General features: G+C 67.6%; 25 protein-coding genes, 1 tRNA gene and 1 pseudogene. 14 read left to right on the top strand and 13 right to left on the bottom strand.

What is annotated here, in order from left to right:
• The 5 genes from MU582_17860 (at position 1) to MU582_17840 (ending at position 4,308) form a co-directional block, all read left to right on the top strand.
• Complete coding sequence (locus tag MU582_17860; protein UPK74284.1) at positions 1-828, top strand: enoyl-CoA hydratase family protein; 828 nt, start codon at positions 1-3, stop codon at positions 826-828.
• Positions 828-1,580 (top strand): SDR family oxidoreductase, encoded by a 753-nt coding sequence (locus MU582_17855; GenBank protein ID UPK74283.1) that lies wholly within the window; start codon positions 828-830, stop codon positions 1,578-1,580. Before MU582_17860 ends, MU582_17855 begins: the two co-directional genes overlap by 1 nt.
• The gene (locus MU582_17850) at positions 1,577-1,978 is read left to right on the top strand and encodes a RidA family protein (protein ID UPK74282.1); all 402 of its coding nucleotides are present in this window, start codon (positions 1,577-1,579) and stop codon (positions 1,976-1,978) included. The genes MU582_17855 and MU582_17850 overlap by 4 nt, the downstream gene beginning before the upstream one ends.
• Before the next feature lie 143 nt (positions 1,979-2,121).
• Positions 2,122-2,931 carry a methyltransferase domain-containing protein gene (locus tag MU582_17845; GenBank protein UPK74281.1) on the top strand — a complete coding sequence of 270 codons (810 nt, stop codon included), beginning with the start codon at positions 2,122-2,124 and terminating at the stop codon, positions 2,929-2,931.
• A gap of 84 nt (positions 2,932-3,015) precedes the next feature.
• Positions 3,016-4,308, top strand: coding sequence for a haloacid dehalogenase-like hydrolase (locus MU582_17840; GenBank protein ID UPK74280.1), 1,293 nt, complete (start codon positions 3,016-3,018; stop codon positions 4,306-4,308).
• Between the two features lie 3 nt (positions 4,309-4,311).
• Here MU582_17840 and MU582_17835 read toward each other — a convergent pair whose 3' ends face one another.
• The 3 genes and pseudogenes from MU582_17835 to MU582_17825 form a co-directional block, all read right to left on the bottom strand.
• Positions 4,312-5,115 (bottom strand): hypothetical protein, encoded by an 804-nt coding sequence (locus MU582_17835; protein ID UPK74279.1) that lies wholly within the window; start codon positions 5,113-5,115, stop codon positions 4,312-4,314.
• A 5-nt stretch (positions 5,116-5,120) separates the two neighbouring features.
• Positions 5,121-6,701 (bottom strand): annotated as a pseudogene (locus tag MU582_17830) (AMP-binding protein).
• 208 nt (positions 6,702-6,909) lie between these two features.
• On the bottom strand, positions 6,910-7,917 hold the full coding sequence (locus tag MU582_17825) for a 1-aminocyclopropane-1-carboxylate deaminase (protein UPK74278.1): 1,008 nt from the start codon (positions 7,915-7,917) through the stop codon (positions 6,910-6,912).
• 140 nt (positions 7,918-8,057) lie between these two features.
• Here MU582_17825 and eno point away from each other — a divergent pair, with 140 nt between their 5' ends.
• From eno to MU582_17790, 7 genes are all read left to right on the top strand, one after another.
• Complete coding sequence (eno, locus tag MU582_17820; GenBank protein UPK74277.1) at positions 8,058-9,341, top strand: phosphopyruvate hydratase; 1,284 nt, start codon at positions 8,058-8,060, stop codon at positions 9,339-9,341.
• 3 nt (positions 9,342-9,344) lie between these two features.
• Positions 9,345-9,938 carry a septum formation initiator family protein gene (locus MU582_17815; protein ID UPK74276.1) on the top strand — a complete coding sequence of 198 codons (594 nt, stop codon included), beginning with the start codon at positions 9,345-9,347 and terminating at the stop codon, positions 9,936-9,938.
• Positions 9,935-10,444, top strand: coding sequence for a DUF501 domain-containing protein (locus MU582_17810; GenBank protein UPK74275.1), 510 nt, complete (start codon positions 9,935-9,937; stop codon positions 10,442-10,444). Before MU582_17815 ends, MU582_17810 begins: the two co-directional genes overlap by 4 nt.
• On the top strand, positions 10,423-11,361 hold the full coding sequence (locus MU582_17805) for a Ppx/GppA family phosphatase (GenBank protein ID UPK74274.1): 939 nt from the start codon (positions 10,423-10,425) through the stop codon (positions 11,359-11,361). Before MU582_17810 ends, MU582_17805 begins: the two co-directional genes overlap by 22 nt.
• 92 nt (positions 11,362-11,453) lie before the next feature.
• The gene (locus MU582_17800; GenBank protein UPK74273.1) at positions 11,454-12,494 is read left to right on the top strand and encodes a hypothetical protein; all 1,041 of its coding nucleotides are present in this window, start codon (positions 11,454-11,456) and stop codon (positions 12,492-12,494) included.
• Between the two features lie 170 nt (positions 12,495-12,664).
• Positions 12,665-13,339, top strand: coding sequence for a uracil-DNA glycosylase (locus MU582_17795; GenBank protein UPK77194.1), 675 nt, complete (start codon positions 12,665-12,667; stop codon positions 13,337-13,339).
• A gap of 88 nt (positions 13,340-13,427) precedes the next feature.
• A tRNA-Leu gene (locus tag MU582_17790) sits at positions 13,428-13,501 on the top strand.
• 15 nt (positions 13,502-13,516) lie between these two features.
• Here the strand turns inward: MU582_17790 and MU582_17785 are convergent.
• The 4 genes from MU582_17785 to MU582_17770 all read right to left on the bottom strand — a co-directional run bounded on the left by MU582_17785 (position 13,517) and on the right by MU582_17770 (position 15,889).
• Positions 13,517-13,942: a DUF1707 domain-containing protein gene (locus tag MU582_17785; protein UPK74272.1), complete on the bottom strand. Its 426-nt coding sequence runs from the start codon at positions 13,940-13,942 to the stop codon at positions 13,517-13,519.
• Complete coding sequence (locus tag MU582_17780; GenBank protein UPK74271.1) at positions 13,939-14,544, bottom strand: PadR family transcriptional regulator; 606 nt, start codon at positions 14,542-14,544, stop codon at positions 13,939-13,941. Before MU582_17780 ends, MU582_17785 begins: the two co-directional genes overlap by 4 nt.
• Positions 14,545-14,627: 83 nt before the next feature.
• Positions 14,628-15,557, bottom strand: a complete 930-nt coding sequence (locus tag MU582_17775; protein UPK74270.1) for a permease prefix domain 1-containing protein — start codon at positions 15,555-15,557, stop codon at positions 14,628-14,630.
• Complete coding sequence (locus MU582_17770; protein UPK74269.1) at positions 15,557-15,889, bottom strand: helix-turn-helix transcriptional regulator; 333 nt, start codon at positions 15,887-15,889, stop codon at positions 15,557-15,559. The genes MU582_17775 and MU582_17770 overlap by 1 nt, the downstream gene beginning before the upstream one ends.
• An 83-nt stretch (positions 15,890-15,972) precedes the next feature.
• On the opposite strand from MU582_17770, the gene MU582_17765 reads away from it, so the two are divergent.
• Entirely contained in the window at positions 15,973-16,755 is a 783-nt protein-coding gene (locus tag MU582_17765; GenBank protein UPK74268.1) for an alpha/beta hydrolase, read from the top strand.
• On the opposite strand, the gene MU582_17760 is transcribed toward MU582_17765, so the two are convergent.
• The gene (locus MU582_17760) at positions 16,756-17,121 is read right to left on the bottom strand and encodes a hypothetical protein (GenBank protein UPK74267.1); all 366 of its coding nucleotides are present in this window, start codon (positions 17,119-17,121) and stop codon (positions 16,756-16,758) included.
• A gap of 335 nt (positions 17,122-17,456) precedes the next feature.
• On the opposite strand from MU582_17760, the gene MU582_17755 reads away from it, so the two are divergent.
• Entirely contained in the window at positions 17,457-17,645 is a 189-nt protein-coding gene (locus tag MU582_17755) for a DUF5302 domain-containing protein (GenBank protein ID UPK74266.1), read from the top strand.
• A 9-nt stretch (positions 17,646-17,654) separates the two neighbouring features.
• Here the strand turns inward: MU582_17755 and paaK are convergent, their stop codons facing one another.
• From paaK to paaA, 5 genes are read right to left on the bottom strand one after another with little or no spacing between them, the layout of a single operon-like run.
• Entirely contained in the window at positions 17,655-18,749 is a 1,095-nt protein-coding gene (paaK, locus tag MU582_17750; GenBank protein ID UPK74265.1) for a phenylacetate-CoA oxygenase/reductase subunit PaaK, read from the bottom strand.
• The gene (paaJ, locus tag MU582_17745; GenBank protein UPK74264.1) at positions 18,749-19,264 is read right to left on the bottom strand and encodes a phenylacetate-CoA oxygenase subunit PaaJ; all 516 of its coding nucleotides are present in this window, start codon (positions 19,262-19,264) and stop codon (positions 18,749-18,751) included. Before paaJ ends, paaK begins: the two co-directional genes overlap by 1 nt.
• Positions 19,265-19,266: 2 nt before the next feature.
• A complete protein-coding gene (paaC, locus tag MU582_17740) occupies positions 19,267-20,190 on the bottom strand; it encodes a phenylacetate-CoA oxygenase subunit PaaC (protein UPK74263.1) in 924 nt (307 codons plus the stop codon).
• 7 nt (positions 20,191-20,197) lie between these two features.
• Complete coding sequence (paaB, locus tag MU582_17735; GenBank protein ID UPK74262.1) at positions 20,198-20,485, bottom strand: 1,2-phenylacetyl-CoA epoxidase subunit B; 288 nt, start codon at positions 20,483-20,485, stop codon at positions 20,198-20,200.
• Entirely contained in the window at positions 20,482-21,420 is a 939-nt protein-coding gene (paaA, locus tag MU582_17730) for a 1,2-phenylacetyl-CoA epoxidase subunit A (GenBank protein ID UPK74261.1), read from the bottom strand. The genes paaB and paaA overlap by 4 nt, the downstream gene beginning before the upstream one ends.
• Positions 21,421-21,493: the final 73 nt, after the last annotated feature.

Raw genomic sequence — 21,493 nt, 5'->3', positions numbered from 1 at the left:
ATGACCCGCTACCGCGCGTCAGTGCCGATCACGAACGACTGGCAGCACTTCGACTTCGAGGTCGCCGACGGCGTCGCAACGGTGACGCTGAACCGACCGGACAAGCTGAATGCCTTGACCTTCCAGAGCTATGCGGACCTCCGGGATCTGTTGCACGAGCTGCCTCACCGCGGAGACACGAACGTACTCGTGATCCGTGGCGAGGGAGCCGGGTTCTGCGGCGGCGGCGATGTCAACGAGATCATCGGCGAACTGATCGAGATGGACGCGCGTGACCTGATGGGGTTCACAAAGATGACCGGCGACGTCATCAAGGCGATGCGCGAGTGTCCGGTGCCGATCATCGCTTCGATCCAGGGCATCGCCGCGGGAGCGGGCGCAGTCGTCGCTCTGGCGGCGGACCTCCGGGTGGTCGCGGAGTCCGGGCGATTCGCGTTCCTGTTCACGAAGGTGGGGCTGTCGGGTGGCGACATGGGCGCGGCGTACCTGTTGCCGCGGGTCGTCGGTGCGGGGCGTGCGAGTCAGCTGCTGCTGCTCGGCGACACCATCGACGCGCGTACCGCTGATCGGTACGGCCTGGTCAGCGAGCTCGTCGTCGACGACGAGCTGGCCGAGGCGACGACCCGGCTGGCACGCCGTCTCGCCGATGGGCCGACGCTCGGGTATGCGCAGACGAAGTCGCTCATCACGCGGGAGCTCGACATGTCGCTCGGTGCCTCGATGGAGCTCGATGCGATGACGCAGGCCCTGCTGATGACGACGGACGACCACGCCGAGTTCCATGCTGCGTTCAACGCGAAGCGTCCGCCGCAGTGGAAGGGGCGCTGATGTCGCGGGTCTGCCTGGTCACCGGGGCCGGACAAGGTGTCGGCGCAGCTGTCGTCGCCCGGCTGTCCGCCGCGGGCCACCGCGTCGCATTGCTGGCGCGCAGGCGCGAGCCGCTCGAGACCGTTGCCGCGGACCTCGAGGGTCCCGCCCTTGTCGTACCGGCAGACGTGACAGATCAGGGGTCGATCGACTCCGCGTTCGAAACCGTCGAAGCGGAGTGGGGGCCCGTCGAAGTGCTGGTCTGCAACGCCGGGTCGGGTACGGCGGCACCGCTGGTCGACACGTCTGACGAGCAGTGGGCGGCCGCCCTCGACCTCAACCTGACGGCCCCGTTCCGCTGTATGCGCAGGGCGCTGCCCGCCATGACCGACGCGTCGTGGGGTCGGATCGTCGTGATCGCGTCGGTGGTCGCCAAACGAGGGGAGTCGCAGGTCAGCGCGTACTCCGCGAGCAAGCACGGCGCGCTCGGTCTCGTACGCGCGGCGGCGAGCGAGGTCGCGCGTACGGGGGTGACGGTCAACGCCGTCTGCCCCGGCTACGTCGACACTCCGATGACCGACGCGACGATCGAGGCGATCGCCGAACGCACCGGACGCTCGCCCGCCGAGGCGCACGAGGTGCTCGCGCGACGGCAGCCGATCGGCCGGCTGGTCGCCCCGGACGAGGTCGCGACGGCCGTCGAGCTGTGCGTGGACAACGGAGCCATCAACGGGCAAGGCATCAACGTCGACGGAGGAGCAGTGCAGTCGTGAGTGCAGATCTGGAGCGAGTGAACCCGGAGAGTCTCGCCCCGGCGACCGGGTTCAGCCATGCGGTACGTACGTCGGGCACATCCGTGCACCTGGCGGGGCAGACAGCGCTCAACGTCGAGGGGAGGATCGTCGGCGACGGCATCGTGGAGCAGTTCGAGCAGGCACTCGGCAATCTCCTCACGGCTCTCGACGCAGCAGGCGGCACACCCGATCGCCTTGTCTCGTTGACGGTCTATCTCGTCGACGTCGACGCGTACAAAGCCAATGCGCGGGAGATCGGACGCGTGTGGAAGCGGCTCGTCGGTGCGAGCTACCCCGCGATGGCGGCTGTCGGTGTCACGCGGTTGTGGGATGTCGAGGCGCTGGTGGAGGTGCAGGGAGTGGCGGTTCTCGACTAGGCGGTCTCGCGTGCCGTCGTTTTGTATCTATCACGCATAGCTCCAATAGGTTTGTACCGCTGAGCGATAGATACAAACTCGCGCGGACCGGATAGCGAGACGATCCGTATCGCATAACGGACGCGGCGGCGTACGGTGCGGGCATGAGCGAAGCGGAGCAGGCGTACGGGCAGGGCCATGCGGAGAGCGTTGTTCGCAGCCAGCACTGGCGAAACGTGGCGAACTCCGCCGGCTACCTCGCATCACATCTGCGGCCCGGTCTCGATGTCCTCGACGTCGGTTGCGGCCCGGGCACGATCACGGTCGACATCGCAGCGCGCGTTGCGCCGGGTCACGTCGTCGGCATCGACCCGTCTGCCGACGTGCTCGAGCAGGCGCGTACGAACGCCGAGCGCGCGAACGTCGACAACACGCGGTTCGCAACCGGTGATGTGTACGCGATCGACGCCGAGTCGGACTCGTACGACATCGCGCACGCTCATCAGGTGCTGCTGCATCTGCGCGATCCGTCGGCGGCGCTTCGCGAGATGATGCGGGTCGTACGTCCGGGCGGGCTCGTCGCGGTGCGAGACAGCGACTACGGCGGGATGATCTGGTACCCCGAGGATCCGCGGCTCGACCGCTGGCTCGAGATCTATCGCGACGTCGGGCGTGGCAACGGGTCCGAGCCCGATGCCGGTCGGCGGTTGCTCGCGTGGGCGAATGCGGCCGGCGCCGAGGACGTCACGCCGAGCGCGTCCGTCTGGTGCCACTCGACTCCGGCGGAACGCGCGTGGTGGGGCGGTATGTGGGCCGATCGCATCCTGTACTCGCGGATCGCCGAGCAGGCGATCGAGGGCGGGTACGCGACCCGTGCAGAACTCGAGGACGTCTCCGCCGTGTGGCGTGACTGGGTCGAGCAGCCGGGCGGATGGTTCGTGATTCCGCATGGGGAGATCCTGATCCGGGTCTGAGCTTCGAGCATCGCGAGCAGGTGCGCGTACGGCTCGTATGTGCCAGCATGTCGAGTCGACAACGCCGACCACCATGGAGCCGTGATGCCGAAGCAACGCCGCCTTCTCGCCGCCGCAACAGCTCTCGCCGCAGCGGGTCTGGCGCTCACGCCCATCGGCGCCGGTGCGTCGACGGCGACCGAAGCGCCCGAGCGTACCGGCTGGTGCCCGCAGCTGCGGCTGGCCGACGACTGGTACGGCGACAACGGCAAGCAGATCCAGCAGACGATCGACGAGCGCGGGCGCTGCTCCGACGACTATGACCCGCGGGAGAAGCCGCGGGCGGTGTTCGACTGGGACAACACGGTCATCAAGAACGACATCTCCGACCAGACGATCTTCTGGATGCTGCGGCACGACAAAATCCTGCAGCCCGCCGACCAGGACTGGCACAACACCAGCCGCTACATGACCGATGCCGGCGCCGCTGCCCTCACCCGCGCCTGCGGCACGGACGTACCGGCCGGTGAGCCGCTTCCGACGAGTACGGACGTCACCTGCGCCGACGAACTGCTGTCGGTACGCAAGGACGCCGAGACGACCGACGGCGACGCGGTGTTCGAGGGTTACGACCATCGCATCATGGAGGCGAGCTACGCCTGGGTGGCGCAGATCAACGCCGGTTACCGCCCGGCCGAGGTACGAGCGATCGCGCGTAAGGCCCGCTGGGCAGCGCTGTCCAACCCGGTCGGCGCGACCCAGCAGGTCGGTTCGAGTACCGAGGTCGCTTGGATCCGCTACTACCCGCAGATCCGCGACCTCATCCGGACGCTGAAGCATGCCGGCTTCGACGTCTGGGTGGTCAGTGCCTCGCCGAAGGAGACCGCAGACGTATGGGGCGCCGGAGTGGGCGTCCCGCGGCATCACACGATCGGCATCCGCTCGCTCACCACGAAGGGCGTGCTCAACGGTCACCTCCAGGGCTGCGGCGGCATCGCCGACGGTGAGGACGCGATCATGCCGTACATCGACGGCAAGCGCTGCTTCATCAACAAGGAGATCCTCGGCATCGAGGGCAAGGCGCAACTGGAGAAGGCGCCGGACGACGAGCGCCAGGCCCTCGCGGGCGGCGACGCAACGACCGACGTGACGATGCTGCGCGACGCAACGGGCGTACGAGTTGTGCTCAACCGCAACAAGGACGAGCTGATGTGCCGCGCGTACCACAACCTCGACGGTCGGTGGACGATCAACCCGATGTTCATCGAGCCCATGCCCAAGCGCGAAGAGCCGTACCCGTGCTCAACCACCGCCTACGAGGACGCCGAAGGCAACCTCGGCCCGGTCATCGATGACGACGGCAACGTCATTCCCGACCAGGAGGACACCGTCTTCTGAGGTCTACCCGTGCAGCAGGCCGCGTGCGTGCTCGGCCGCCAGCGGACGCAGCAGCTTGTTGAGGTCGGCGAACAGCTCACCTGCCTCGATCCCGGCCCAGTTCTCGGGCAGGTAGGCGACCGGCAGGCCCGGGTCGAGGTAGGGCAGTCGGCGCCACCTGGTGAGTAGCGGTACGTACGTACGGAACGCCGCCGCCGGATCGGTGGTCGTGGTGCTGCGCTCCGCCTCGTACAGGTCGATGAACTCGCGGTACAACACATCGATCGCATCGAGGTCCCACCATTGCCGCAGTCTGTCGGCCTCGGCCCCGACGCCGAGGTACTCGCCGCGGAAGAACTCCGTGTACGTACTGAGCTCCAGCCGCTCCAGCGCATGCAGGGTCTCGTCGTACAGCGGGCCCGGTGCGACCCAGACGCCCGGCGCGGCCGAGCCGAAGCCGAGCCGACCGAGCAGTGAGCGCAACGAGTGCCGTTTTGCGCGTTCGGACTCGGGCACCGAGAACACGACGACGAGCCAACCGTCGTCGACAGTCGCTCGGGGGCGCTCGAAGATGCGTACGTCGCCCTCGCGCAGCAGCTCGACGGTCTGCGGCGACAGCGCGTAGCCCGCGCGCCCGTCGTGGCGCACGCTCTGCAGCATGTCGCGCTTCTTCAGCCGGGAGACCGAGGAGCGTACCGCTGCGGCGTCGACGTCGAGCTCGGCCATCAACCGGACGAGCGACGCGACCGAAAGCCAGTCATGCTCATCGCGCGCGTACAGGCCGTACAGCGTGGTGATCAGCTGTCGTGGGGGAAGCTCGGCGCTCATGCGCGCAACCGGAACCGTTGCAGTTTGCCGGTCGCCGTACGCGGCAGCGCATCGAGGAACTCCAGCGCACGCGGATACTTGTACGGAGCGATCTGCTGTTTCGCGAAGTCCTGCAGCTCCTTGCGCAGCGCGTCGTCACCCGTCAGTCCAGTACGCAACACGACGTACGCCTTGACCAGCGATCCGCGTGCCTCATCGGGCACGCCGACGACCGCGCATTCGGCGACGTCGTCGTGCTGCAACAGTGCCTCTTCGACCTCGGGGGCGGCGATGTTGTAGCCCGACGAGACGATCATGTCGTCGCTGCGCGCTTGGTACCAGAAGTAGCCGTCATCGTCCTGGAGGAACGTGTCGCCGGTGATGTTCCAGCCATTCTGGACGTACGTGAGCTGGCGCGTGTCGGCGAGATATCGGCAACCGGTCGGACCCTTGACGGCGAGCCGGCCGACGGTGCCCCGCTCGACGGGTTCACCCGCGTCGTCGACGACGGTCGCGGCGTAGCCCGGCACGGCGCGACCGGTCGCGCCTGGCCGGGCGTCGTCGCCGGGTGCCGAGATGAAGATGTGCAACATCTCGGTCGAGCCGATGCCGTTGATGAGCCCGACCCCGGTCGCCGCGCGGAAGGCCTCCCAGGTCGCGGCCGGCAGATGCTCACCCGCGGAGACGCCGGTGCGCAGGCTCTGCAGCAGCTGTACGTCACCGCTGGCCAGCATCGCGCGGTACGCGGTCGGGGCCGTGAAGCAGATGGTGGCGCTGAACTCGTCGATGAGAGTGGCGAGTTCGGCGGGGCTCGCCTTCTCGATCAGCAGGGTCGATGCGCCGACGCGTAGCGGGAACACGACGATCCCGCCGAGGCCGAACGTGAACGCGAGCGGGGGAGTGCCGGTGAAGACGTCGTCGGAGTTCGGGCGGAGAATGTGCTTGGAGAACGTATCTGCGTTGGCGAGCACATCGCGGTGGAAGTGCATTGTGGCTTTGGGTTTGCCGGTCGTTCCTGAGGTGTAGGCGAGCAGCGCCACGTCGTCGGCGGCGGTGTCGACGTCGTCGTGCGTGATCGGCTGTTGCTCGATCACGCGACTGAGGTCGTCGTCGCCGGCGCCTCCGTACGCGATCGTCGGCGCCTCGATGTCGGACGCGGCCAGATCGTCGAGGAACCGGTGATCGCAAAGCGAAACGGCGATCTGGGCGCTTTCGTCGATCGCATTGAGTTCTGTCGGGCGCAGCAAGGGCATCGTGGTGACGACGACCGCGCCGGCTTTGAGTACGCCGAGCCAACAGGCAACCAGCCACTGGTTGTTGGGGCCGCGCAGAAGCACTCGGTTGCCGGGGACGATGCCGCACTCGCTGGTGAGGTGGTTGGCGATCTGGTTCGCGCGGGCGAGGACCTCGCCGTACGACCACGTCTCGTGCCCGGGTGCGTGGAGGCACGGGCGATCGCTGCCGTGCTCGGCGATCACGTCGTCGAGTAGCGCCGTCGCGCAGTTCAGTCGGTCGGGGTACTGCACGTCGGGCAGGTCGAACAGGAACTCCGGCCACTGCTCCGGCGGCGGCAGGTTGTCGCGGCAGAAGGTATCGGTGTGGGCCGAGGGTGACAGCTCCATTGATGGCTCCCTGTGATCGCAGTGCCTCCAACGTATTGCCACTTTGTTACGGCAGTCAAGAACGCGCGATGAGGAGCGTCCCTGTTTTGCGATCGGTTACGCCCCGGTCGCTACCTAGTGGATCTGGGCGTAACCGATCGCAACGGGAAGGGATCTGGGCGTAACCGGTCGCAAACCCGGCGGCGCGGAACGCTCAGCCGAAGGCGCCGGAGTAGGCGTTGAGGGCAGGCTGCCCGCCGAGATGCGCGTACAGCACGTTGCTGTCGGCGCCGATTTCGCCGTCGCGTACGAGGTCGAGCAGGCCCGCCATCGACTTGCCCTCGTACACCGGGTCGAGGATGACGCCCTCCAGCGAGCCGGTCAGTCGGATCGCGTCGATGGTTGAGGCAACTGGGATGCCGTACGCGTCGCCGGCCCAGCCCGACAGCACGGTGATCTCGTCGTCACGCAGTTCGCGCCCGAGCCGGAGCAGCGACGCGGTGTTTCGTGCGATTCGCTCCACCTGCTGGCGGGTCTCGTCGATGCGAGCCGATGCGTCGATGCCGATCACCCGGCGTGGTCGGTCCTGACCGGCGAAGCCGGCGATCATCCCGGCCAGGGTCGATCCGGTGACCGCGCAGACCACGATCGTGTCGAAGAAGAGGCCGAGCTCGGCCTCCTGGCTGCGTACCTCGTCTGCCCATCCGGCGAAGCCGAGCCCGCCGAGCGGATGGTCGGACGCGCCCGCCGGAATGCCGTACGGGACTCCGCCGCGGGAGCGGACGTCCTCGAGGGCTTGTTCCCAGCTGTGTTTGATGCCGATTCCGAATCCGCTCGGGTCGAGCCGCACATCGGCGCCCATGATCCGCGACAGCAGGATGTTGCCCACCTTGTCGTTGACCGAGTCGGGCCAGTCGACCCACCGTTCCTGGACGAGCACGGCGTCGAGCCCGACGCGCGCGGCGACCGCGGCGACCTGTCGAGTGTGGTTCGACTGGACTCCGCCGATCGACACGAGCGTGTCGGCGCCTTGTGCGAGTGCGTCGGGTACGAGGTACTCCAGCTTGCGTACCTTGTTGCCGCCGTACGCCAGCCCGCTGTTGCAGTCCTCGCGTTTCGCCCAGATCCGGGCGCCTCCGAGATGGTCCGAGAGGCGGTCGAGCGGATGCACCGGACTCGGGCCGAAGGTCAGCGGGTAACGGGGAAAGTCTTCGAGCGGCATGGCGTCCTCCAGCAGTCGCGTGCGGTCAAGTACACACGACTGTCCACAACGGCGCTGCGCATCGGCACCCACGGCCGCTTCGTCTAGGCTAGGCCGCGCGGTATCACCGTCTCAGACCACCGAAAAGCCGAGGAGTACGAGTGGCAAGCATCGAAGCCGTCGGAGCCCGCGAGATCCTGGACTCCCGTGGTAATCCGACCGTCGAGGTCGAGGTCGCACTCGACGACGGCACGATCGGCCGGGCGGGTGTCCCGTCCGGGGCGTCGACCGGGCAGTTCGAAGCGGTCGAGCTGCGCGACGGCGGCTCGTGGTACGGAGGCAAGGGGGTCGAGAAGGCCGTGCTCGGCGTACTCGACGACATCAACCCCGCCCTGATCGGCTTCGATGCGGACGAGCAGCGTCTCGTCGACCAGGCCCTGATCGACCTGGATGGTACGCCGAACAAGGCGAAACTCGGTGCGAACGCGATCTTGGGCGTCTCGCTGGCTGTCGCGAAGGCCGCGGCCGAGTCGGCGGAGCTGCCGTTGTTCCGGTACGTCGGCGGCCCCAACGCTCACTTGCTTCCGGTGCCGATGATGAACATCCTCAACGGCGGTGCGCATGCCGACACCGACGTCGACATCCAGGAGTTCATGATCGCGCCCATCGGCGCCCCGACCTTCCGCGACGCATTGCAGCAGGGTGCGCAGGTCTACCACGCGCTCAAGTCGGTGCTGAAGAAGAAGGGGCTCGCCACCGGTCTCGGTGACGAGGGCGGCTTCGCCCCGAACCTCCCCAGCAACCGGGAGGCGCTCGACCTGATCGCCGAGGCGATCGACACGACCGGGCTGAAGCTCGGCACCGACATCGCGTTCGCGATCGACGTTGCGGCGAGCGAGTTCGCCGCTGACGGCGCGTACACGTTCGAGGGCAATGCGAAGTCGGCCGACGAGATGACCGAGTACTACGCGGGTCTGGTCGCGGACTACCCGATCGTGTCCCTGGAGGATCCCCTCGACGAGGAGGACTGGTCCGGCTGGAAGACGATCACCGACGAGCTCGGCGAGAAGGTCCAGCTCGTCGGCGACGACCTCTTCGTCACGAACAGCGAGCGACTGCAGCGCGGTATCGACGACGGCGCTGCGAACGCTCTGCTGGTCAAGGTCAACCAGATCGGTTCACTGTCGGAGACGCTCGACGCGGTCGACCTCGCGCACCGCAGCGGGTTCCGCTGCATGATGAGCCACCGTTCGGGCGAGACCGAAGACACCACGATCGCCGACCTCGCGGTCGCCACCAACTGCGGGCAGATCAAGAGCGGCGCGCCGGCGCGGTCCGAGCGGGTCGCCAAGTACAACCAGCTGCTGCGCATCGAGGAGCTGCTCGACGATGCCGCCCGCTACGCGGGTCGCGGGGCGTTCCCGAGGCTGCGTACCGACGGCTGAACCATGGCGAACCAGCGGCGCACACCACGCTCCCGTCCGGCCGGTCGGGCGGGAGCAGTGCGTCGCGTACGCCAACCGACGACCCAAGCCGACGACGAACCGGTGCAGTCCGGCGGCGGATCGCGGCTGACCGGTCGTGCGGCGGTGTTGCTGCTGGTCATGCTGGTGCTGTTGATCTCCTATGCATCGAGTCTGCGTGCGTGGTTGCAACAGCGTGCCGATACCGAGCAGGCACGTGCCGACATCGCCTCGGCACAACACAGCATCGATGAGCTCGAACGCGAGAAGGCGCGTCTCGACGATCCCGCGTACCTCGAGACGCTTGCGCGTGATCGGTTCGGCTGGCTGCGTCCGGGCGAGACCGGTTACACGACGCTCGACGAGAACGGCAACGTGCTCGGCAGCGAAGGGGAGCTGACCGACCCCGACGCTGCCGAAGACTCCAGCGCCGACGACGAAGAGTGGTACGCGAAGGTGTGGGGAAGCATGCAGACCGCCGGTCGGGAGGAGCCCGAGGAGTCCGGCGACGAGCCGAAACAGAACCAGCGCAAGAAGCCGAAGGACAAGATCGTTCGCCCACACGAGACGGATCAGTGAGCCAACCGAACCCCGCCGTCGACCCGGCCGACCTCGCCGCCGTCGCCGAGCAGCTCGGGCGTCCCCCACGCGGCGTACGCCGAATTGCGGCCCGTTGTCCGAGTGGCCACCCGGCTGTGGTCGAGACGGAGCCGAGGCTGGCCGACGGTACGCCGTTCCCGACGCTCTACTACGTGACGTGCCCGCGACTGACCGGGGCGATCGGCACCCTCGAAGGCTCCGGCCTGATGCGTGAGATGAGTGAGCGGCTCGCGTCCGAGCCAGACCTCGCCGAGCGTTACGCGCAGGCACATGAGCGCTATCTGGCTCAACGCGAGGCGATTCTGCACGTACCCGAGATCGCCAGGGTGTCGGCCGGTGGGATGCCTACCCGCGTGAAGTGTCTGCACGTGCTGGTCGGGCAGTCGCTCGCCGAAGGACAGGGTGTCAACCCGCTCGGAGATGAGGCGCTCGCGCTGCTCGCAGGCTCGTGGCCGACCGGATCATGCGCCGGGAAGTCGACGTGACGCGGCGGGTCGCTGCCATCGACTGCGGTACGAACTCCATCCGGCTGCTGATCGCCGACCTCGACTCGGCGACGAACACTCAGCACGACCACGTGCGAGAGGTGCGAATCGTGCGACTCGGCGAGAACGTCGACCGCACCGGCCGACTCGACGACGCGGCCGTCGCCCGCACGCTTGCCGCGTGCGCCGACTATGCACAGCAGTGCCGGTCGTACGACGTCGAGGCGATCCGGTTCTGCGCCACCTCCGCGACCCGCGACGCCGAGAACGCCGCCGAGTTCCGCGCGTCGGTGCACGAGCAGTTCGGCGTCGACGTCGAGGTTCTCTCCGGCGACGACGAGGCAGCGCTTGCGTACGACGGTGTCGTGCGTGTTGCCGGAAACCTCCGGTCGCCGATCCTGGTCGCCGACGTCGGCGGTGGCTCGACCGAGCTGATCCTCGGCGACTCGACCGGTGTCACGGCCGCGCGTTCACTGAACATCGGTTCGGTACGAATGACCGAGCGGCACTTGCGTACCGATCCGCCGACGGAGGCCGAGGTGGAGGGGGCGACCAGCGATATCGACGGTGCCCTTCTCGAGTGCGAGGTGCCGGTCTCCAGTGCAGCGACGATTGTCGGAGTCGCCGGCACCTGCACGAACATCGCGGCGTACGCCCTCGGGCTCGAGCAGTACGAACGCGACCGTATCCACCTCACCCGGTTCGACACCGGCGACATCGTGCGCAGCTGTGAGTGGCTGCTGCACGCGACCGTCGCGAGTCGCCGCGAGCTCGGGTTCATGCACCCGGGGCGTGCCGATGTCATCGGCGGGGGAGCGCTCATCGTCGAGCGTCTACTCGCCCTTGTCGGTGCGGAGGTGCCGTTCGTCGTCAGCGAGCACGACATCCTCGACGGAGTCGCCTGGACACTGCGCTGAGACCGCCTGTCTGCCACCCGATCCTGGGCTGACCTAGGTTTCAGGTAGCGTTCAGGGCGGTTTTTACAGTCTCGGGAGGAGTGGGGAAATTCATGTCGATGTCAGTACGAATGCTCGCGGCGGGCACTGCGCTCACGCTTGCGGGCGGTCTGATGGCCGGATCCGCGGTCGCCGAGCCGACCGGCGACACACGAGCAGACACGCGCACGACCACACCAGAAGCGCCGCCGAGCGCGACGACGGTGGCACGCCGGATCGATGACCACGGGGCCAAGGGCCAGCGGGTAGCCGACTACTGGACGCCGGCCCGGATGGCCGCGGCCAAGCCCGCCGATCAGAAGGCGCGCCCGGGCGATCTGCAGCGCATGGCCAGAATCCCGAAGGACGAACGCGTCGCACCGGGCACTGGCGCCAAGCCGATTGCGGGTGACGTCGACAAGGGCAGCGACACCGCGCGTAAGACGTACTCGCGCAGGGTCGGCAAGATGTTCTACAAGTTCGGTAAGCAGAACTGGGTCTGCTCGGGCGCCGTGGTGAACTCCAAGAAGAAGAACATGGTGTTCACGGCCGCGCACTGCCTGTGGGACAAGAAGAAGAAGTGGGCCAAGAAGGTCATGTTCGTGCCCGGCTACAAGAAGGGCAAGCGTCCGTACGGCACGTACTACGCCAAGCTGACCGCCATCCCGAAGCGGTGGAAGAAGTGGGGCGGTCGCAGCGAGCTCCCGCAGGCCGACTACGGCATCATGCTGGTCAAGAAGGTCGGCGGCGGCAAGCGGATCGCTCGCCGCGTCGGCGCGTACGGCCTGCAGTGGGGTCGCAAGTTCAAGCGTAAGTACAAGGCGACCGGATACCCGGCCTTCCGGACCGGCGGCGGCGTTCAGAAGTCCTGCAAGGCCCGCGGCCACAAGTGGAAGAAGTACTCGAACCCGAAGGCCGGCTGGGGTCTGGTGCGCATGCCGTGCCGCGCCGTCACCGGTGGTTCGAGCGGTGGCCCGTGGCTGCACAAGGGCTACATCAACGGCCAGAACGCGTTGGTGAACAGCTTCAAGAAGCCGCGCTGGGTTGCGACGCCGTGGTTCGCCGGTGGCGTGAAGAAGCTGTACCGCGCGTACCGCAACAAGAACCCGAAGTAATCGACGGGCTCCCGCATCCGAGCACGGGCGAGTTGTTCGACTCGCCCGTGCCGGCCGGGTGCGGTTGGCCCGCTGATCCGGCAACACCAGAGACGCCGGTCGCCGAGGACCCTGCTTCCGTCCGGGAGCTGGCCGCGGCGGCCGGCGATCTGCATTCACTCGACGCTGCGATGTCTGTTTGCCGCGCGTGTCCGCGACTCGTCGAGTGGCGCGAGGAGGTCGCGGTACGCAAACGCCGCTCGTTCGCGTCCGAGCCGTACTGGGGGCGACCGGTCACCGGATTCGGAGATCCGCAAGCCAAGGTGCTGATCGTCGGTCTTGCGCCGGCGGCCAACGGTGCGAATCGTACGGGCCGGGTGTTCACCGGCGACCGTTCGGGCGACTGGCTGTTCGCCTCGCTACACCGAGTCGGCCTTGCAACCCAGGCAGAGAGTACGAGCGCCGACGACGGTTTGCGTCTGATCGGCACCCGGATGCTCGCGACCGTACGCTGCGCACCCCCGGCAAACCGGCCGACCACGGCCGAACGCGATACCTGCGAACCATGGCTGCTTGCGGAGCTGAAGCTGCTGCTTCCGTACGTACGCTGTGTCGTCGCACTCGGCGGATACGGATGGGATGCCGCGTTGCGGTCGATGCGCGAGGTCGGCGTCGCCGTGCCGCGCCCGAAGCCGGTGTTCGGGCACGGCGCTCATGCCCGCCTCGGCGACGGCAAGTCCGGGATCGACCTGCTCGGTTGTTACCACCCGAGCCAGCAGAACACGTTCACCGGCCGGCTCACCGAGCCGATGCTCGACGACGTGCTCGCTGCCGCGCGCGACTTGGCCACGCCGCAACCGGGTTGAGGCGTGGCCGGCCGGTGATGCGAGCGCAGGTCGCAGATGAGCCTGGGTTAGCGTCTTCGGCGTAGGCGGCCAACGTACGCGGACCGCTGCCCCCGTAGCCCAATCGGCAGAGGCGGACGGCTTAAAACCGTTTCAGTGTGGGTTCGAGTCCCACCGGGGGCACCCATCGACCGGGTGTCAGTAGCCCGCATGCCACCGGCGACCGTACGGTCCGTGCCAGCGTCGCGAGCGGTGTCCGCCGAAGCGGCCGACCTTGACGCACACGATCCAGGCGGCGATCAGGATGAGGAACCACGGCAGCTTGGTCACGACCACCAGGGCGATGACCAGACCGAGGAGCAACAACGGCGTGAACCGCGGCCAACCGGGTCCGGTGCTGCGGGGTCGCGCCGACGGCTCGCTTCGGGTCGCCGTCGTGGCTGGGTGCGGCTCGGGCAGATCGGCGAACGGTGGCATGAGCGCACCGGCAGTACGCGCCGCCCAGATCGTCGAGCTGCGTTCTTCGTACTCCGCGTCGTCGATGCGCCCGGCGGCGAAGTGCTCGCCGAGCGCGGTGATCGCCGCTTCGCGTTCGGCGTCTCCTATGCGCAGTTGCGGGTTCATGGCTCTGGGTCTCCGTCGGCGAGCAGGCCGTACAGCCTGCGTCGGGTATCGGCCAGGATCTTCGCGGCTTCATCCTGCTGCTCCGCACTGCCTGTTGTGACGACCTGCCAGAGGGCACCCATCACCTGACCCACGGCGGGTCGGAGGTCGGCGAGCGTGTCGTCGTCGGGGGGATCCTCCTCGAACGGGCGCCAGGTGGCGGCTAGCTCGTCGGGGTGGGTGTCGACGTAATCGAGCCCCGCGTCGGTCAGCCGACTTGCGCGGCGACCGTCGACCTCTGCCGCCTCGACGAGACCTTCGTCCTCGAGCTGCTGCATCGTTGGATAGACCGAGCCGGGGCTCGGTTTCCAAGCGCCGCCGGTGCGCTCCGCGATCCGGCTGATGACTTGATAGCCGTTCATCGGGCGCTCGGACAGTACGTCGAGGATCGCCGCGCGTACGTCGCCGCGACGTACGCGCGGCCCGCTGCGCCGCCCGTGCTGTGGTGCACCGCCGAGCAGTCCGGTGAGCCAGGGTGGCGGACCCCCGTGCCGCCACCCCGGATCGCCGCCCCACTGGCCGCGCGCCCATGGCGGGCCCCATTGGCCATGTCTGCCGTTCATCTGTCTCTCCCCGTGTCGAAAGTTCGCGATGTATTGACGATATATCGCGAACCGTCGTCACGCAACGGCTTTTGGGGCTGGAGTCAGGGCTGGGTTTCGCGGAATCGCTTCGCGACCTCCCAGATGCCGATGATCACGATGATCACCGCCGCGGCCGACCACCACGAGTCCGACGCGATCTGGTCCTCACCGATCGCGGCGACGAAGTCGGGGTTGAGTAGCCGCTGCTCGGCCACCAGCCAGGCGAGGGGCAGCGAGGCCAGCGCCTCCGCGGCGGCGTACCAACCGACGAGCGGCGGTGACCACGAGCCGCGCCTGATCCGGATGATCTCGAGGACGACGATGGCCGCCAGGCCGATCAGGACCGGCCAGATCCAGCCCGACCACAGATCCGGGTCGAGGATGGAGAGCCGGTCGTCTCCGTCGCGATACGGCACGGTGGTGTACTGCCAGAGGATCAGTACGAGGAGCGCGGCGTTCCAGGCGGCCGATGCGCAGGCTCCGGCGCTCGATCGGTCCGATGAGCGCACCCGGGGCAGCTTGTCGGGCGTCCAGATGTCCGGAAGTCCGCCGCGTACCTGGAGGCGGTCCATGACGGCGAACACTGCGGTGAGCCAGGCGACCATCTGGGCACCGACCGTGATGATCGTGTCGAGCCCGGATTCGAACGCCGACCCGGCATCGTTGTGCTCGACGACGTCGAGGATCACCGACAGGGCGGTCACCAGCGGGAGTACGGTCGCGAGTAGCAGCTTCAGCACCCGTACGTACGTGGGGTACAGGGCGGGGCCGATGAGCGCCAGCGGCCGGTCGGCGTAGCGGGCCGCGAGCCGGATCGGATCACCCAACTCGGTGATGACCGCGCGCTCTGCGGTCTCAGGGTCAGCTCCGTTGGCCTCGACCGTATCGGCGATCGTCGCTTGTAACTCGGCGGCGACGTCCTCGCGCTGGTCGGCCGGTATGCGTCGGATCACCTCGGCGACATAGCGGTCGGTGAGGGTGTCGGTGCTCATCACTGCTCCTTGGTCAGGCGCGCCATCGACGCGACGAGGTCATTCCATTCGGCGATCAGGCGGGTCCGCACGCGCGAACCCTCCGTGCTGGTCCGGTAGAACTTCCGCGGCCGGGACTCGTCGGTGTTCCACTCGCTGCTCAACAGTCCTTGCTTCTCCAATCGGCGAAGCAGTGGATAAAGCGTGTTGCCGTCGACCGCGAGCCCGGCACCGTCGAGCGTCTCCAGAAGTGCGTACCCGTACTGGGGCTGTTCCAGCAGCGCGAGGCAGGCGAGCATGACGGTCCCTCGCCGCAGCTCCTGGCTCTGGCCGGAGATCAGTTCGTCGCTCACGTGCCACACGTTACTGTGTGACACACACTATTGTCCAGCGCACTGCCTCGTCGCGGTCGGCGACGGGGGGATACCCTCGCGTCGTGCCACTAGCGACGGCGGCCGACGGGGCTGCAATTCACTACGACGTCCGCGGTGCCGGCGACCGGACCGTGCTGCTGCTCCCCGGGCAGTCCAACGATCACCAGTGGTGGGACTCCGTACGCGCCGACTTCGATGCGCACTTCAGGACGATCGCGCTCGACTGGCGCGGGACCGGCCGAAGCGACAAGCCCGATGACGACTCGTACTCGATCAGCACCTTCGCGGCCGACTCGATCGCCGTTCTCGATCACGTCGGCGTCGAACGAGCCCATGTGTACGGCACGTCGATGGGTGGCCGGGTGGCGCAGGTGATCGCGGCCGAGCGGCCCGAGCGCGTCGACCGGCTGGTTCTCGGCTGCACCTCACCCGGTGACCGTCACGGGGTACGCCGCCGCGGCCAGGTCAATGTCGCGCTGACCCAGCGCGACGGCGCGGCAGTACGCCGGACGCTACTGGAGCTGATGTACACGCCCGGATGGCTGGCCCGACACGACGGGCCGTTCCACACGATCGGGTCCCGCGATCTGCCCGCGCACGCACGAAACGGACATCTCAAGGCGAGCCGCAGGCATGACGCATGGGACCTGCTGCCCCGCATCGTTGCGCCGACGCTCGTCGTACACGGAAGCGACGACGCATTGAGCCCCGCGGCCAATGCGACGCTGATCGCTGACCGCATCCCCGATGCCCGCGAGGAGATCATCGACGGCGCACGCCACGCGTACTTCGAAGAGTTTCGCGACGTCGCGAGCCCGCTCGTGCTCGACCACCTGCTCGGTTAGCTAGCGCAGCGTTTGCGCCGGCTGGAGCTGTGCTGCGTCGACGGGCACGTCGAGCGTGAACAGGGTCCCCCAGCTGCCCTCGTCGTCGTAGTCGATGTGCCTGACCGTGACCGCATCGGGTGTCACCTCGACGATCTCGACCAGTAGCGGTTCGGTGCGTCCCTCGATCTGCAGCAACCACCGCTCGGCGAGCTGTCGCAGGCCGGCCGAGTCGAGCATGGCCTCGGCATCGTCGAGATCCATGGCATCGCACAGCCGATGGCCGAACAGCGAGTACGCCACGAATCCTTCGTCGACCGCGGCGAGGTAGCCGACGTGCTCGCCGTCCTCGCCGCGATGATGTTTGAACCAGTTGCTCGGCACCATGCGCCGACCGTACGTAGCGGGTCGGGGTACACGCGAGTGGATTACCGCGGTCGCCTCTTCGGCTTCCTCAAGTAAGCATGGTGAAACTCCACTTTGCATGGCAGGTACGCCGTGCAAAGTGACCGGTTGCCGTGCTCGCTGGTACGCTCGTGCCTACCGGTACGCAGGCGACACAGCAGCGCGAACGTTACCCCGATCCCATATCAAGGTGACGAGACGGCTGCCGGACAATCGAGCCGAGCCGGGCAGTCGCACCGCACGTACGAAATATCCGTGGCTGCAGCGGCCGAAACGTGCCAAGGTGGAGATGTCCGACGACGAGAGGGGACGGATCCGTGACCGATCAACCCACGCCACCAGAGGACATCAAGGCGAAGTTTCGTGAGGCACTGGAGAAGAAGCAGGAGCGTCACCACGCCTCCGCCGAAAGTGCAGAGCACGACGGTTCGGATAAGGCCCACGGCACGGCTGAGCGCACCGAAACGCCGATGTTTCGTCGCAAGAGTGCCGGGGGCGGCGCATAGCCCGGTCGTCTATGCGTCGTAGTCGATGGTGACTGCGTCGCTGACCGGGTACGACTGGCAGGTGAGTACGAACCCCGCCGCGACCTCGTCGTCCTCCAGCGCGTAGTTGCGCCGCATGTCGACCTCGCCGGCGGTGACCTGTGCCCGGCAGGTTCCGCAGACCCCGCCTTTGCAGGCGAACGGCAGATCCGATCGCTGTCGCTGAGCGGAGTCGAGCACCGGTTGCGTGCGTGGAAGCGTCAGCGTCGACGAGCGGCCGTCGAGTTGTACCGTGACATCGCTCGTGGGCCCGTCGGAGGTCGCTTCGGCATGCTGGGTCGGAGCGGGCGGGGTGTCGCCGGCGAAGAAGAGTTCCTGGTGGATCCGCTCCTTGGGCACTTCGCGCTCGGCCAGCGCCTCGCGTACGTCGAGCACCATGTCGTACGGACCGCACAGCCAGAAACCGTCGACCGCGTCGACAGGCACCAGAGCGTCGAGGAGTGCACCGACCCGCTCACCGTCGAGTCGACCGGAGAACAGCTCGACCTCGCGCGGCTCGCGCGACAACACGTGTATGAGCTCGAGTCTTGCGCCGTACGCGTCCTTGAGATCACCGAGCTCCTCGGCGAACATCACCGTGTTGGTGCGTCGATTGCCGTACAGCAGCGTGACATGGGCATCGGAGCCTGCAAGTAGCGACGAGGCGATCGAAATGACGGGTGTGATGCCTGATCCGGCGGCGACGAGAACATGCCGCCCGCCGGTCTCCGGTTCGGTCGTGAACTTCCCGATCGGTGTGCCCACTTCGACCGTGTCGCCGGGGCGTACGTTGTGCACGAGCCACTGCGAGAACAACCCGTCCGGAACCTCGCGTACGCCGACCCGCGGGCGCGTGCCGGCGGCGGCACAGATCGAGTACGAGCGGCGCTCCTTGCGTCCGTCGACGGTACGAGAGAGCGTGAGGTACTGACCTGGCGTGAACTCGTACGCCTCGGCCAGCTCGGGCGGAACCTCGAACGTCACCGCGACGGCGTCATCACACAGCCGCTCGATCTCGGCGACACGCAGGTCGTGGAACTTGAGCCGCTTGCGCTTGCGCCGCGGTGCGACGTCGGTCGCGGTCATCAGATCTCCTTGACGTGCTCGAACGGCTCGCCGCAGGTACGACAGCGGTGCAGCGACTTGCAGGCGGTCGAGCCGAAATGCGAGGTCTCGTGTGTGTCGCCCGAGCCGCAATGCGGGCAATGCACCAGCCGACTCGGCATGGTGAGGGCGAGTGGAACCGGACCGGTCGGACTCGCTGCACCGTGCTGCGGCGGTGAGATGCCATGTTCAGCGAGCTTGCGACGACCGTCGGCGGAGACCCAGTCGGTGGTCCACGGCGGGTCGAGCGTCGTGCGTACGTCGACGTCGTCGAAGCCGGCGCGGCGGAGCGCCGCGTGGACGTCAGCGCGGATCGCACCGATGGCCGGACAGCCGGAGTAGGTCGGAGTGATCGTGACCACGAGGGTGGTGTCGTCGAAGGCGACCTCACGCAGGATACCGAGGTCGTCGATGGTGACCATCGGCAGCTCGGGATCGGGCACCCGGGACGCGACGGAGCGCGCATGCGTCAACGGAGTAAGGGTTCTGGCAGTCACCGCTACCAGCTCCCCATCGGGTGAGCGCGTGCGACGGCCTGCATCTCGGCGAGCAGATGGCCCATCGCCTCGGTGTGTACGCCGTCGCGGCCGGCTCGCCCGTCGACCGCACGCGCGAACGGCGCATCGGGCACGTCGAGGTTCGCCGCGTCGAGCACTGCCGCGATCGTCTCCTCGAACTCCGGCCGCACTGCGGCGGAGTCGACGGCGATACCGGGCAGTGCGGATTCGACGGGATGCGCAGCGAAGAGCTCGCCGACGTACGGCCAGCAGTACGAAAGCCCGGCCACCATCCGCTGGCGCGACTCGGCGGTGCCCTGGGCGAGCGTCACCAGCCAGCGCGCGGCGTAGTCGCGGTGGTACGCGAGCTCCTTGACGCCCTTGGCGGCAACCGCGGCGACCACTGGGTCGTGCGAGTCTCGCAGTCGATGCAGAATGCTCAACCGCCAAGCAGAGAAGCAGAAGAGTCGCGCGATCGATGCGGCGAAGTCACCGTTGTCGACCTCGGCCAAGCGTACGTTGCGGAAGCTCTGCTCATCGCGGAAGTACGCAAGGGCGTCCTCCGCCGGCACCGGCGAACCGTCGGGGAGTACGGGCACGCAGCTCGGATCGGCCGCGGCCGCGCGCGCGAGCAGGAGCCGCGCCTGGCCGAGTAGGTCGAGGCCGACGTTCGCGAGCGCAACCTCCTCCTCGAGCTCGGGCGCGTAGGTGCTCCACTCGGCGAGGCGCTGCGACATGATCAGGGCGTCATCGGCGAGCATCAGGCAGTACGCCGCTAGCGCTGCACCGTCGGCTCCGTCGGGCAGCGTCGTGTCGACACCGGCGAGCGGGTCGTCGAACCCGGTGCCGTACGCCCAGCGGGCGTCGTCATGTGCCTCGGCGAGCGAGTCGTACGCGTTATCGGAGTGCGTCGAGGGATCGGTCATCTCGGGCTCACATATGAGGGACATCGTCGGGGATGTCGTAGAACGTCGGGTGGCGGTAGACCTTGTCCGCGGCGGGTGCGAAGTACGGGTCCTTCTCGCTCGGGCTCGATGCGGCGATCGCATCGGCGCGTACGACCCAGATGCTCGAACCCTCGTTGCGGCGGGTGAACACGTCGCGGGCGTGGCGCAAGGCCATCTCGTCGTCGGAAGCGTGCACGGAACCGACGTGCACGTGGTTCAGCCCACGCTTGCCGCGTACGAAGACCTCGTAGAGGGGCCAGTTGGCATCGGTCATGCTGGTTCCTTCTGCTTGTTCGCGAATGCACTCGCGGCCTCGCGTACCCATGCGCCTTCGTCATGCGCGTGCTTACGCCGGGCGACCCGCTCTGCGTTGCACGGCCCGTTGCCGGTGATGACTGCCTTGAGCTCGGACCAGTCGGGCTCGCTGAAGTCGTACGAACCGCGTTGGTCATTCCACGTGAGGCCGGCGTCGGGGAACGTCACGCCGAGCGCATCGGCCTGCGGGACAGTCATATCGACGAAGCGTTGCCGCAGCTCGTCGTTGGTGTGGCGCTTGATTCCCCACGCCATCGACTGCGCGGTGTTGGGAGAGTCGTCGTCGGGCGGACCGAACATCATCAGCGAGGGCCACCACCAGCGATCGACAGACTCTTGCACCATCGCGCGCTGCTCATCGGAGCCGCGCATCATGCACATGAGCAGTTCGTAACCCTGCCGCTGGTGGAACGACTCCTCCTTGCAGACGCGGATCATCGCCCGCGCGTACGGGCCGTACGAGCTGCGGCAGAGCGGCACCTGGTTGCAGATCGCGGCGCCGTCGACCAGCCAGCCGATCACGCCGACATCGGCGAAGGTCAGCGTGGGGTAGTTGAAGATCGAGGAGTACTTCTGCCGGCCCGTGATCAGCTTGTCGGTGAGGTCGGCGCGGTCGGCGCCGAGGGTCTCGGCCGCGGAGTAGAGGTACAACCCGTGGCCGGCTTCGTCCTGGACCTTCGCCATCAGGATCGCCTTGCGGCGCAACGACGGGGCCCGGGTGAGCCAGTTGCCCTCGGGCTGCATGCCGATGATCTCCGAGTGTGCGTGTTGCGCGATCTGGCGGATCAGTGTCTTGCGGTAACCGTCGGGCATCCAGTCGCGCGGCTCGATCCGCTGCTCGTGCTCGATCGTCTCGTTGAACCCGCTCTCGAGCTCCGTCTCCGCGACGGTCATGGCTACTCTCCTTCGCGCCAAACCGATCGTTCGGTCGGTTTGTGTGCCTTCGATTGTGCCCCAAGCCGTACGT

This window comes from Nocardioidaceae bacterium SCSIO 66511 (assembly GCA_023100825.1).
Taxonomy (GTDB): domain Bacteria; phylum Actinomycetota; class Actinomycetes; order Propionibacteriales; family Nocardioidaceae; genus Solicola.
The sequence above is the reverse complement of the archived record's forward strand: the minus strand, read 5'-3'. Positions and strand labels throughout refer to the sequence as shown.